The organism is Curtobacterium sp. MCPF17_003 (assembly GCF_003224385.1).
GTDB lineage: Bacteria > Actinomycetota > Actinomycetes > Actinomycetales > Microbacteriaceae > Curtobacterium > Curtobacterium flaccumfaciens.
In genome coordinates this window covers 12775-24609 of record NZ_QKLC01000008.1, presented here as the reverse complement: position 1 = coordinate 24609, position 11835 = coordinate 12775, and the positions used below count along the sequence as shown (strand labels likewise).

The window sequence follows — 11835 nt, the reverse complement described above, 5'->3', positions numbered from 1 at the left end:
ACGTCAGCACGTCAGCACGGAAGGGAACACACCATGATCGACTCCACGAACCTGAACAGCGTCTTCGGCGCGCAGGTCACCGATCCGGACGGTGCCAAGGTCGGCACCGTCAAGCAGGTCTACGTCGACCAGCAGGACGGACACCCGCTCTTCGCGAGCGTCAGCACCGGGCTCTTCGGGCGGTCCGAGTCCTTCGTGCCGCTCGAGGGAGCCGACCTCAGTGGCGACGAACTCCGCGTGGCCTTCGGCAAGGACCAGATCAAGGACGCTCCGCGGGTCGAAGGCGACGGCGAGCTCAGCGACGAGGAGCAGGACCGCGTCTTCGACCACTACGGGATCGGCGGCGGGCACCAAACCGGGCAGCAAACCGGGCAGCAGGCCGGGCACCAAACCGGGCAGCAAACCGGGCAGCAGGCCGGGCAGCAATCCCGGCAGCAGGCACCGCAGGAGACAGGTCAGCAAGCCGACCAGCAGACCGGCGGGACCTCCGACGCGACCGATGCGACGACCGGTACCGACCCCGATCTGACGGCGGGCGCTGCCGGCCGCGACACGTCCGGATCCACCGGGCAGGGTTCGTCCGCGTCGACCGGGCAGGGCACGACCCGCTCGGCCGGACACGACACCTCGGGTCCGGACACCGACGACGCGATGACCCGCTCCGAGGAACGCCTCGAGGTCGGTACCGAGCAGGTCCCCGCCGGCCGCGTCCGACTCCGCAAGCACGTCGTCACCGAGCAGCAGAACGTCACGGTGCCGGTGCAGCACGAGGAGCTCCGCGTCGAGACGGAGCCGATCACCGACGCGAATGCCGGTGCGGCGCTCGATGGCCCGGCCTTGTCGGACGAGCAGCACGAGGTGACGCTGAACGAAGAACGCGTCGTCGTCGACAAGGAGACCGTCCCGGTCGAGCGGGTCCGCGTCGGCAAGGAGACCGTGACCGAGCAGCAGCAGGTCTCCGAGGACGTCTCCCACGAGGAGATCGACCTCGACCAGGACGGCACGACGCGTCGCTGAAGCGTCGCCGACGCGTTCTGGGACCGAGAACGCGAGAGCGGACGGACGGGAGGCGCGGTGCCAGCCGGCACCGCGCCTCCCGTCCGTCCGTGGCCCCGGGCCAGGGCCCCGCTCCCGCTGCGTCAGCCGGTCACGTCAGCCGGTCACGTCGCGGACGTGCGTGCCGCGCTCGGCCCTGGCGCGACCCGCTCGGACCCGTGCGCGGAACCGCTCGACGGGCACCTCGACGGCGTACGCGGCACCGATCGACACGATCACCACGGCGCCGACCAGGCCGACCGTGCCCCAGGGACCGATCGCGAAGGTGCCGAGCAGCGCGATCACCAGCGGGTGCCAGAGGTACGCCGAGTACGACACCCGGCGACCGAACCACGACACCGGTGTCCAGGCCAGGGCGGCCGACACCGGGGAACGCACCGAGACCAGCCCGCCGATCGCCACCGCCGCGATCAACCCGGTCAGCGGCAGCACGATGCCGAACGTCGACGCGTGCCGGGTCCAGTCGTCGTCGATCCAGAGCAGCACCCCGACCAGCAGCGCGAGACCGAGCCAGGTCGCCACGTGCCCGAGGACCCCGGCGGCCCGCACCCGCACCCGTTCGTCGTCGAGCAGCAGCGCCAGCCCGCAGCCGATCGCGAGCGGCACCACCCCGAGCACCGGCGAGAAGTAGACGTCGGGCGTGGCACCGCCGCTCGGGCTGCGGTAGCTCGCCCACGACGCCGCCGACGCCCCGACGACCAGGACCCCGAGCCCCGTCAGCAGCCAGCGGCGGCGGACCCGGAGTGCGGCGAGCAGGACCAGGACCGGCGGCCAGACCAGGTAGAACTGCTCCTCCATCGACAGGCTCCACGTGTGCGCGAAGACGCCCTGCGAGGTGTCCCAGAAGGCGCGGAACAGGTCGCCCGTGTAGGTCAGCGCGATGAACGCCGCTTCGCCGGACGACAGCGACGCGCCCTTGTAGTCACCGACCCAGTTCCAGAGGAGCAGCCCGACGACGACGAACGCGAGCAGCGCCGGGTACAGGCGGAGCAGCCGCTTCACCCAGAACGAGCCGAGGCGCACCCGCCCGGTGCGACGCCGTTCGCCGAGCAGCAGCGTCGTGATGAGGAAGCCGGACAGCACGAAGAACACCGTCACGCCGATGAAGCCGCCCTCGAACTGCGGCACGTGCAGGTGGTACAGGACGACCACCAGGATGGCGAGGGTCCGGAGTCCGTCGAGCGCGGGTGCACGGTGCGTCAGCGGAGGTGGTGGAGCCTGCGACGACCCGGCCCCCGCGTGCGCCGGGGTGGCCGTGCGGTGCTGTGGCTGCGCCTGCGTCGGCGCGTGGGTCAGCGTGGTCGTCGCCATGGTCCCTCCCCGCGCTGCTCGGTTGCGTGTCGCCGACCAGGGTCCTCCTCGCGGGTAAGAGGAGTCTCAACGAGCGGGGTGCACCAGGCTCGTCAGGGCATCGAGTCGCTCGTGCGCGATCGCGGCGAAGGGGCGGTCCTCGTCGGGTGCGATCCACTGGGCGAACGACAGGTGGAACACGGTGACCGCGGCCTCGGCGGCCATCGTCGCGACCGGCTCCGGCACCGCTCGCTCCCGCAGGACCTCGCCGAGGCGGGCCTTCAGGGTGGCGAGCTTGCCGAGTTCCCGCTCGCCGAGGGCCGCGTTCGCGTCGATCACGTGCTGGCGCGCACGGGACCACCCCCGACGGTCCTCGGGGAAGAAGTCGGCGCTGGCGTCCAGCGCGAGGCGGATCAGCTCGAACGGCGCGGTGCCCTGGGGAGCGGCGGTGATCGGGTCGACGAACATGGCGAGGAATCCGTCCTGTCCCGCGAACAGCACCTCGGGCTTGTCGGCGAAGTGCCGGAAGAAGGTGCGCTCGGTGACCTCGGCCGCCGCCGCGATCTCGGCCACCGTCGTGCGGTCGTACCCCTGCTCGGCGAACAGCTGCAGGGCGACCGCCTGGAGTCGCGCGCGGGTGCCGGGTTGCCAACGAACCATCCCCGCAGTCTACTGATGACAGTGGCTGACATCGAGTGCTACGGTGATGTCAGTTCATGACATCAGGTTGTGAACACTGCGGAAGGGAACGCTCATGCACGTGTTCGTCACCGGGGCCTCCGGCTGGATCGGCTCACACACCGTCGACGACCTGCTCACCGCCGGTCACGTCGTCACGGGGCTCGCTCGCTCCGACGCCTCGGCCGCGGCACTCGCGGCGAAGGGCGTCGAGGTGCTCCGCGGCGATCTCGACGACCTGGACGTCATCCACCGTGGTGCGGCCGAGTCCGAGGGCGTCCTGCACCTCGCCAACAAGCACGACTTCGCGAACCCGGCGGTGTCCGACGCCGCTGAACGTGCATCCATCGAGACGATCGGCGCAGCGCTCGCCGGCAGCGATCGTCCGTTCGTGTTCGCCGCCGGGGTCGCCGGGCTCGCCTCAGGGCGTCCGGCGACCGAGGCCGACCCCAACCCCTTCGTCGGTCCGGACGCTCCGCGCGGTGGCGGCGAGAACCGCGGCTTCGACTTCGTGGAGCAGCGCGTCCGCGCTGTCGCAGCACGCTTCAGCCCCACCACACACGGCCCGGGGGACCACGGGTTCGTCGCGTACATCGTCGCCACCGCCCGGCAGCACGGGGTCTCCGCGTACATCGGCGAGGGCACGAACCGCTGGGCCGCCGTGCACGTCGCCGATGCCGCCCGGCTCGTGCGGCTCGGCCTCGAGCAGGCGCCGGCGGGCACGCGGATGCACGCCGTGGCGGAGACCGGCATCCCCACCCGGGCGATCGCCGAAGCCATCGGCGAGGGCCTCGGGCTTCCCGTCGCCTCGATCGACCCCGCTGACGCGCCCGCGCACTTCGGGTTCATGGCGTCGTTCTTCGGCATGGACATGTCCGCCACGTCCGAGGCCACGCGCGAGCTGCTCGACTGGCGGCCCACCGGCCCGGGGCTGCTCCAGGACATCGCCGCCGGCGCGTACTTCGACGTCCGGGTGGCGTAGGACGGCTGACGTCGAACGACAGCGACGACGTCGTTCGTTGCACGCGCGCACTGTTGCGAAGCGCGCGCAGCGACAGTGTCGACGTCGCCGGACAGCGACATCGTCGTTCCGCGTCGGCCGGTCCCACGGTCCCGGCCACGCGTCGGCGCCAGCCCCGCGCACCACGCGTCGGCCGGGAGGCCCGTGGCCGGCCCGCACCGCGCCTCCAGGCCGCCGCGCCCCGTGTCCACGGCACGCAGATCGTGAGCAGGAACGGCCGGGTCCGACGTGCGGACCCGACCGTTCCTGCTCACGAAGCGAGCGTGCGAGCGACCTCGGCGGCTACTCGGCCTTCTGCAGCTGCCAGGGGTCCGGCTCGCGGTCGCCGTTCGGGCGCACCGGGCGCACGTCGCCGACGATCGGGATCGAGCGCTTCCGCATGAACCACACGTAGCGGACGAAGAAGTGCGTCAGGGTCGACATCCGGTTGCCGGCACCGAGCAGGCTCGTGATGTGCACGAACACCCAGGCGAGCCAGGCGACCGGGCCGACCATCGTGATCCCGCCGCGCAGCTGGGCGACCGCGGCGTTCGTGCCGATCGTCGCCATGGTGCCCTTGTCGAAGTACTTGAAGCGCTCGGTGGCCTTGCCCTCGAGCAGGCGCACGATCTGCCGCGCCGAGTGCCGTCCGCCCTGCAGCGCGGGCTGGGCGAGCTGGGCGAGGGCGTCGTCCTGCGCGGCGATGTCGCCGGCGGAGAAGATCCGTTCGGCGCCCTTCACGCTCAGGTCGTCGTTCACCTGGATGCGGCCACCGTGGGTCTGCGGCAGGCCCCAGCCCGAGACCTCCTTGTGGGCGGCGACACCGGTCGCCCAGATCACCTGCGACGCGGGGATGAACTCGCCGTCCGCCGTCATCACGCCGTCGCGCTTGACCTCGGAGACGCCGGTGTTCAGCCGCAGCACGACACCGCGCTTGCGCAGCACCTTGGCGGCGTAGCGCCGCAGGCGCGGCGCGAACGGCTTGAGCAGCTCGCCGCTGCGGTGCACGAGCGTGATCGAGATGTTGCCGCGTTCGATCTCCGGGTACGCGCCGACGAGCGCCTGGTCGCGGAGCTCGGCGAGCGCGCCGGCCATCTCGACGCCGGTCGCACCGCCACCGACGATCACGATGCGGATCTCGTCGGGGCCCTGGTTCGCCGCCGCTTCTTCGAGCCGGGTGAACAGCTCGTCGCGGATGCGGAGCGCCTGCGAGCGCGAGTACATCGAGTAGGCGTACTCGTACGCACCGGGGGTGCCGAAGTAGCTCGTGTTCACGCCGTTGGCGAGGATCAGGTAGTCGTAGTGCAGGTGCTCGCCGTCGGACATCTCGGCGATGCGCTCGTCGGTGCGGATGCCGGTGAGCAGGCCGTGACGGAACTCGGCGTTCGACTGGCGGGCCCGGAGCGAGCGCAGGAAGTACGTCACGTCGCCGGCGTTCAGTCCGCCCGTCGCCACCTGGTACATCAGGGGCTGGAACATGTTGTAGACGTGACGGTCGACCAGGGTCACCCGGACCGGTGCGTCGGCGAGCTCGCGCATGGCGGCCACACCGGCGAATCCACCGCCGACGATGACGACGTGCGGGCGGGTGTCCTGGGTCATGCTTGCTCCGGTGTTCCTCGGGTGCGTGTGGTCACCCACGAGGGTACGCGCGGTTTGCCGGGGCGCATGACGGGTGGGGCCGGGAGGCCCGTGGTGCGTCCGTCAGGCGTCGAACCGCCCGTAGGTGTTCAGCACGTTCCCCTTGCTCGTCACGGTGCTGTCGACCAGACGCAGACGTGTGGGCGGGTCGGTCGGTTCGAACAGTCGCCGGCCGCGGCCGGCGATCGCCGGGTGGATCATGAGCTGCAGTTCGTCGAGGACCCCGGCGAACAGCAGGCTGCGGACGAGCGTGACACTGCCGCAGACGGCGATGTCGGCTCCCTCGCGCTGCTGCAGTCCGCGGACGAACGCGGGGACGTCGCCCGGGATCCGCGTGCTGTTCTGCCAGGTCAGGTCGCCGCCGAGCGTGGTGGAGGCCACGTGCTTCTCGATCGGGTTGATCCACTGCCCGAACGGGTCGTCCGCGTGGGCGGGCCACCACTCGGACCACTCCAGGTAGCTGTTCCGCCCGAGCAGCACGGTGTCGGTCCGGGCCATCCAGGCGCCCATCGCCGCACCGAGCTCGTCGTCGAAGCTGTCGTACTGGAACTCGTAGGGGTCCTGCACGACGCCGTCGACCGACGTGAACAGACCGGCAGTGGTCTTCCGCATGGAACGGATCGTACCCGCCGGTCAGCTCCCGGTGCCGTCGCCCGGGAACCGGTTCGTGCCGGGCACCTGGGTCGTCGACTGCGTCCGGTCCGCACCGATCGCGTGGCCGATGGCGAAGCCGACGCCTCCGCCGACGAGCAGTGCGGCGAGCCCGACGATCGCGGCGAGGAGCGGCCAGAACCACGGGGGCTTCGGGCCGGTGCTGCGGCGGTTGGTCGCGGTTCCGGCTCCGTACCAGGGGGTGGTGCCGTTCGGGGCGGTGGAGTCCCAGGCGCCCGGGGTCCGGGGTCCGGCGTCCGCACGGTACTGCGGCTGCGGCTGCGGCTGTTGTTGTTGTTGCGGCGCGGGGGCGTCGAGCGTGGAGGTCGACGTCGGGGTCGGGGCGACGCCCCAGCCGGTCGGCGTCGTCGCCCGGTCCACCGGGTGGGAGCCGTCCGGCTGGTGGTCGTTGGTGGGAGTGGAGTCGCTCATGTCAGGAGTGCACACGGCCCGGCTGTGTGCGGCCGATGACGAGGCTGACCCGGCGCTGCGAACCGCCGCGTAGCCTCGGTTCGTGCGCGCTGCTGTGGAGACCGTCCGGATCGACGGGTTGCCCGTGCGCCTGCACGCGATGGCGTCGCGGCAACCGGTCCGCGACGACACCGACCCCACCGTCGTGTTCGTCCACGGCATCGGGATGTCCCACCGCTCCTTCGCTCGGTCGCAGCGCGCCGTCGCCGCCGAGCACCGCACGATCAGCGTCGACCTGCCGGGGTTCGGCTGGCTGCCCGCAGCCGGTCGACGGCTGTCGATCGAGGAGCTCGGCGACGTCGTCGTGCGGGCCGTCCGCCACCTGGTCGACGGCGACCTGCTGCTCGTCGGGCAGTCGATGGGTGCCCAGGTCGTGGTCGAGTCCGCCCGGCGCCACCCGGAGACCGTCGCGGCGATCGTGCTCGTCGGTCCGGTGATCGACTCCGAGCGGCGATCGCTCCCGCTGCAGGCGCTCGACCTGGGCCGGGACGGGTTCGTCGAGGGCGTCCGGATGAACGGCGTCCTGGTCACCGACTACGTGCGGAGCATGCGGCAGTACACGCGTGAGCTCGGGCCGATGCTCCGCTACCCGACCGAGCGGACGATCACCGAGGTGACGCAGCCCGTCCTCGTCGTCCGCGGCACCCAGGACCCGATCGCGCGGCACGACTGGTCGGCTCGGGTCGCGGCCGCTGCGCCGAACGGCACCTTCGTGGAACTGGTCGGCCCGCACCACGTGCAGGAACGGCAGCCGGACGCCTTCGCACGCCTCCTCGAGTCGTTCCGCAGCGCCGAGCGCCTGGAGGGGCTGCGATGACCCGGCCGGCCACGTCGGGGACGGAGGCGGCGCGGACGGGGCGATCCGGGCCTCCAGGCCGTGTCCCGCTGGTGCGACGCGCGTGGTGGGCCGCACTCGACTGGGGGTACGCGGCGAGGTGGCAGGTCCGGAGCCTCGGCCCGACCACCGCGGACGACTACCGGACCGGTGCCGGGCAGCCCGTCGTCGTGGTCCCCGGCGTCTACGAGACCTGGCACTTCATGCGGCCGCTGATGGACGCGCTCCACGATCGGGGACACCCGGTGTACGTGCTGCCCGTCCTGCGGCACAACCTGCGGCCCGTGCCCGACTCGGCGCGCGAGGTGATCGCGACCCTGGAGGAGCAGGACCTGCGGAACGTGCTCGTGCTCGCACACAGCAAGGGCGGACTGATCGGCAAGTACGCGATGACGCAGCTCGACCAGCACGATCGGATCGACCGGATGGTCGCGGTGTCGACGCCCTTCGCGGGCTCGGTCTACGCGCGGCTCGCACCGGTTCCGCACCTGCGGGCGTTCCGGGCGGCCGACCCGGTGCTGGCGGGGCTGGCACGGGAACTCGACGCGAACGCGCGGATCACCTCGGTGTACGGGGTGTTCGACACGCTCATCCCCGAGGGCAGCGAGCTCCAGGGGGCGACGAACGTGCGGCTGCCGGTGGGTGGGCACTTCCGGATCCTCGGCGATGCGCGGACGCGGTCAGCGGTGCTGGCGGCGGCGGATCCGGGTGGGGGCTCCGGCGGCGGCGGCGGCTCCGGCGGTCTTTCGCGCTGAGCGACACTCCACGGGCGCGTGGCCGCGTGAGGTGTCGGTCAGCGTGAAACCGCGTCGGCCGCTCACCGGTCGGCGACACTCGCCCGCTCGACGATCCGGTGCGGCACGACGACGGTCCCCGGCGCGGCACCGCGGTCCGCGATCCGACGGGTCAGCAGGTCGAGCGCCGCCGTCGCGAACGCCCGACGGTCGAACGACACCGTGCTGAGCGACGGGATCGCGTACGCGGCGCCGTCGACGTCGTCGAACCCGATGACGCTGACCTGGTCCGGCACCCGGACGCCGCGGGCGGCGAGCACGTGCAGCACTCCGAACGCGATCGAGTCGGTGAAGGCGAAGACGGCGTCGGGCAGGGGGTGCTCGTCGAGCCAGGCCGCGAAGGCCGTCGCCGCGGAACTCGTGGTCCACGCCGGCAGCGGGACACGGAGCGACGGGTCGGGCGCGATGCCGGCGGCCGCGAGCGCGGCGGCGTACCCGCGTTCACGGAGCTCGCTGGTCGCGGTCGCTGCACCCTCGGGTGACGCCCCGACGATCGCGATGCGTCGGTGGCCGTGGGCGATGAGGTGTGCGGTGACCTGCTCGGCCGCCGAGCGGCTGTCGACGTGCACCTGGTCGACGTGCTCGGGCTCGACCTCGCCGATGACGACCGTGGGCGGCAGCCCCTCGGTCGAGGCCAGGACGCTCGCGCTGAGCGACACCGGGTTGAGGATCAGCCCGTCCACCAGGTGTGCGCGGGCACGGGAGACCAGTTCACGTTCGCGGGCCGGGTCGTTGCCGGTCTGCTCGAGCTGCACGACCCAGCCGCGTTCGCGGGCGAGTTCGACGAAGGACTGCGCGAGCTCGGCGGAGTACGCGCTGCCCATCTCCGGCAGTGTCAGCGCGATCGCTCCGGAGCGGCCGTTCCGCAGCCCACGTGCGGACAGGTTCGGCACGTAGTCGAGCTCGGCGACCGCCCGCTCGACGCGTTCACGGGTCTCCGGGCGCACGACCACGCCGCCGTTGACGACGTTGGAGACGGTCTTCGGGGACACCCCGGCGAGGGCGGCCACGTCCCGCACGGTTGCGCGCATCGGGACGAGCGTAGCGCGCGCGCTCCGGTGAGGACGCTCCCGGGCGGTACCCGGCTGGCCGCTGCGGCCGCTGCGACCGTTGCGGCCGTTGCGGCCGTTGCGGCCGTTGCGGCCGTTGCGGCCGTTGCGGCCGTTGCGGCCACCTCAGCCGGCGACGGCGGCCTCGACCGCAGCGGTCACCTTCGGCTCCAGGAACGGCGCCATGGACCGCGCGTAGGTCTGCGTGACGTGCTGCACCTGTCGGTAGACGACGACGCCGCCGATGACCGAGGGGCAGGTGCCGTCAGCGCAGAACATCGCCGTGGAGTCGATCAGCGTGACGCCCGGCGTGGTCCGCGCGGCCTGCGCAACCGGGTCGTCGATCAGCGCGTCGGCCTCGGAGACGTCGCAGGCGGCGCCGTCACCGTGCTGCTCGACGCAGCTCGGCACGTCGGACACGCCGCCGATGCCCGGGTCGGGGTTGTCGCGCAGGGCCACGATGCTCGACCCGGCCTGCTGCAGGCGGACCCAGGTCTTCGCGTACTGGCCCGCCGCATCGTCGCGGACCTGGGGCGTCATCTCGTCGGCGTGCCGGATGATGCCGTGCGGCCACGGCGTGCGGGACATCGCGGCGACGAACACGACGTCGTACCGCTCCTGCTGCAGCCGCTCGAGGGTGTCGGCCTTCCAGGTGTTGCACGACGGGGTCACGAGTGCTCGGGTCATCGGACAGCCGGAGTGCAGGTAGGTGGTGAGGCTCCAGTGCTGCGCCTTCGCGATGAGCTCGAGGGACGGCACGTAGTTGGCGGCGTGGGAGTCGCCGACGATCGCCAGCCGCACGGTGCCGTCGGGGTCGCCGACCTCGCAGCCCCGGACCGTGGTGTCCTCGCCGGCGACCTGGCACCCGGCGCCGGACTGGTCGGCGAACGAGTCGGACGCCGCCTGCACCGGGCTGGGCGTGAGGTCGGCCGCGTCCACCTGCGGGCAGTCCGCCCCGGGCTGCATCGCTGCGGCACCGTGGCAGGCTCGGCTGGTCAGCGTGCCGTCCGCGGTGACGGTGACCCCGGTGGCGGCACCCGCGGACTCCTCTCGCGCCACCGACCAGTACATGCCGGCGGCGGGCACGGCGACGACGAGCATGCCGGCGATCGCGAGCACCAGGACGCCGCGGTGCCGCGGGTGCCGCGCACGCATGCGCTCGCTGGAGAACGCGATCACGGGCTGCTCGATCAACCGGCGCGAGAAGTGCGCGAGGACGAGCGCGACGACGAGCACGATGCCCTTCGCCCAGAGCGGGGTCGCTTCGCCCGTCGGGGTCCCGATCACGAAGGGCATCACGATCAGCAGCGGCCAGTGCCAGAGGTAGAGCGAGTACGACACGTCCCCGAGCCACTGCACGGGTCGCAGCCGGTACAGGAACGCCGGGCTCCACGCGGGCTCGGGCATCCCGCCCGCGATGACGAGCGAGACCCCGATGATGGGGATGAGCGCCGTCCAGCCCGGGAACGGCGTCGACGCGTCGAACCGGAGCGCGGTCGTCGCGACCAGCACGAGGCCGGCCCAGCTCATCGCCGCCGCCAGCGCCGCGGGGATCCGGACGCGCTGCAGGCCGAGCCAGAGCAGGCCGCCCGCGGCGAACTCCCACGCCCTGGTCGTGGTGAGGAAGTAGGACGCGGGGGTGTGCGCCGTCGCCCAGATCGAGTACGCCAGCGACAGCACGAACACGATGCCGAGCGCGACGGCCATCGCCGGAGCGAGGGACACACCGTTCCGGCGTCGGCGCCGGTACCGCACGAAGGCGCAGAACCAGAGGACGAGCGGCCAGACGGCGTAGAACTGCTCCTCGGTCGACAGCGACCAGAAGTGCTGCACGATGCTGGCGTCGGACGCCAGGGCGGAGTAATCGACGGCGTTGCCCGCGAGCGCCCAGTTCTCGACGTAGAGCGCGCTGGCGATGATCTGCTCGGTGAAGTCCTTCCAGAGCGTCCGGGGGACGAACACCGCGGTCAGGATCACGGTCACGAAGAGCGTCGCCATCGACGCCGGCAGGAGTCGCCAGGCGCGTCGAGCGTAGAAGGCCCGGAAGCTGAACCGGCCGGCCGCCAGTGGTTTCGCGATGTGCGCGGTGATGAGGAAGCCCGAGATCACGAAGAAGACGTCGACGCCGACGTAGCCGCCGGGCAGCACCTCGGGGAACAGGTGGTAGAGCACCACCGCCCCGATGGCGACGGCACGGACGGCCTGGATCTCGAGTCGCAGCGTCCTGGTGTCGGCTGCACCGCCCCGACGGCGAGCGTTGTGACGGGCACGGTGGCGCGCGACAGGAACGTGTCGCGCTGCGCGCGCGGGCGCGACCGTCACGAGCTACCCCTTGCCTCACGGTGCGCGGTCCCTACCGCGCGCCCCGAA

Annotated in this window: 11 protein-coding genes; 4 read left to right on the top strand and 7 right to left on the bottom strand. The window is 72.1% G+C overall.

What is annotated here, in order from left to right:
• Positions 1-33: 33 nt before the first annotated feature.
• A complete protein-coding gene (locus DEJ30_RS09665; protein ID WP_110860863.1) occupies positions 34-1017 on the top strand; it encodes a DUF2382 domain-containing protein in 984 nt (327 codons plus the stop codon).
• A gap of 135 nt (positions 1018-1152) precedes the next feature.
• On the opposite strand, the gene DEJ30_RS09660 is transcribed toward DEJ30_RS09665, so the two are convergent.
• The gene (locus tag DEJ30_RS09660; RefSeq protein WP_110860861.1) at positions 1153-2367 is read right to left on the bottom strand and encodes an acyltransferase; all 1215 of its coding nucleotides are present in this window, start codon (positions 2365-2367) and stop codon (positions 1153-1155) included.
• A 66-nt stretch (positions 2368-2433) separates the two neighbouring features.
• Positions 2434-3006, bottom strand: a complete 573-nt coding sequence (locus tag DEJ30_RS09655; RefSeq protein ID WP_110860859.1) for a TetR/AcrR family transcriptional regulator — start codon at positions 3004-3006, stop codon at positions 2434-2436.
• 94 nt (positions 3007-3100) lie between these two features.
• On the opposite strand from DEJ30_RS09655, the gene DEJ30_RS09650 reads away from it, so the two are divergent.
• Positions 3101-4006 carry an SDR family oxidoreductase gene (locus DEJ30_RS09650; protein ID WP_110860857.1) on the top strand — a complete coding sequence of 302 codons (906 nt, stop codon included), beginning with the start codon at positions 3101-3103 and terminating at the stop codon, positions 4004-4006.
• Positions 4007-4327: 321 nt separating this feature from the next.
• On the opposite strand, the gene DEJ30_RS09645 is transcribed toward DEJ30_RS09650, so the two are convergent.
• The 3 genes from DEJ30_RS09645 to DEJ30_RS09635 all read right to left on the bottom strand — a co-directional run bounded on the left by DEJ30_RS09645 (position 4328) and on the right by DEJ30_RS09635 (position 6748).
• Positions 4328-5626 (bottom strand): NAD(P)/FAD-dependent oxidoreductase, encoded by a 1299-nt coding sequence (locus tag DEJ30_RS09645; protein WP_071406544.1) that lies wholly within the window; start codon positions 5624-5626, stop codon positions 4328-4330.
• Between the two features lie 102 nt (positions 5627-5728).
• Positions 5729-6277, bottom strand: coding sequence for a dihydrofolate reductase family protein (locus DEJ30_RS09640; RefSeq protein WP_110860855.1), 549 nt, complete (start codon positions 6275-6277; stop codon positions 5729-5731).
• Between the two features lie 21 nt (positions 6278-6298).
• Positions 6299-6748: a hypothetical protein gene (locus tag DEJ30_RS09635; protein ID WP_146238546.1), complete on the bottom strand. Its 450-nt coding sequence runs from the start codon at positions 6746-6748 to the stop codon at positions 6299-6301.
• A gap of 82 nt (positions 6749-6830) precedes the next feature.
• Here DEJ30_RS09635 and DEJ30_RS09630 point away from each other — a divergent pair, with 82 nt between their 5' ends.
• Positions 6831-7604 carry an alpha/beta fold hydrolase gene (locus DEJ30_RS09630; RefSeq protein WP_146238545.1) on the top strand — a complete coding sequence of 258 codons (774 nt, stop codon included), beginning with the start codon at positions 6831-6833 and terminating at the stop codon, positions 7602-7604.
• A gap of 71 nt (positions 7605-7675) precedes the next feature.
• Positions 7676-8377, top strand: a complete 702-nt coding sequence (locus DEJ30_RS09625) for a triacylglycerol lipase (protein ID WP_110860848.1) — start codon at positions 7676-7678, stop codon at positions 8375-8377.
• A gap of 62 nt (positions 8378-8439) precedes the next feature.
• On the opposite strand, the gene DEJ30_RS09620 is transcribed toward DEJ30_RS09625, so the two are convergent.
• A complete protein-coding gene (locus tag DEJ30_RS09620) occupies positions 8440-9447 on the bottom strand; it encodes a LacI family DNA-binding transcriptional regulator (RefSeq protein WP_110860846.1) in 1008 nt (335 codons plus the stop codon).
• A 144-nt stretch (positions 9448-9591) separates the two neighbouring features.
• Entirely contained in the window at positions 9592-11787 is a 2196-nt protein-coding gene (locus tag DEJ30_RS09615; RefSeq protein WP_110860844.1) for an acyltransferase family protein, read from the bottom strand.
• Positions 11788-11835 lie beyond the last annotated feature (48 nt).

Bases quoted from the DNA above. Each gene is read 5' to 3' on its own strand.
- DEJ30_RS09665 (WP_110860863.1), top strand. From the start codon at position 34: ATGATCGACTCCACGAACCTGAACAGCGTCTTCGGCGCGCAGGTCACC.
- DEJ30_RS09660 (WP_110860861.1), bottom strand. From the start codon at position 2,367: ATGGCGACGACCACGCTGACCCACGCGCCGACGCAGGCGCAGCCACAG.
- DEJ30_RS09655 (WP_110860859.1), bottom strand. From the start codon at position 3,006: ATGGTTCGTTGGCAACCCGGCACCCGCGCGCGACTCCAGGCGGTCGCC.
- DEJ30_RS09650 (WP_110860857.1), top strand. From the start codon at position 3,101: ATGCACGTGTTCGTCACCGGGGCCTCCGGCTGGATCGGCTCACACACC.
- DEJ30_RS09645 (WP_071406544.1), bottom strand. From the start codon at position 5,626: ATGACCCAGGACACCCGCCCGCACGTCGTCATCGTCGGCGGTGGATTC.
- DEJ30_RS09640 (WP_110860855.1), bottom strand. From the start codon at position 6,277: ATGCGGAAGACCACTGCCGGTCTGTTCACGTCGGTCGACGGCGTCGTG.
- DEJ30_RS09635 (WP_146238546.1), bottom strand. From the start codon at position 6,748: ATGAGCGACTCCACTCCCACCAACGACCACCAGCCGGACGGCTCCCAC.
- DEJ30_RS09620 (WP_110860846.1), bottom strand. From the start codon at position 9,447: ATGCGCGCAACCGTGCGGGACGTGGCCGCCCTCGCCGGGGTGTCCCCG.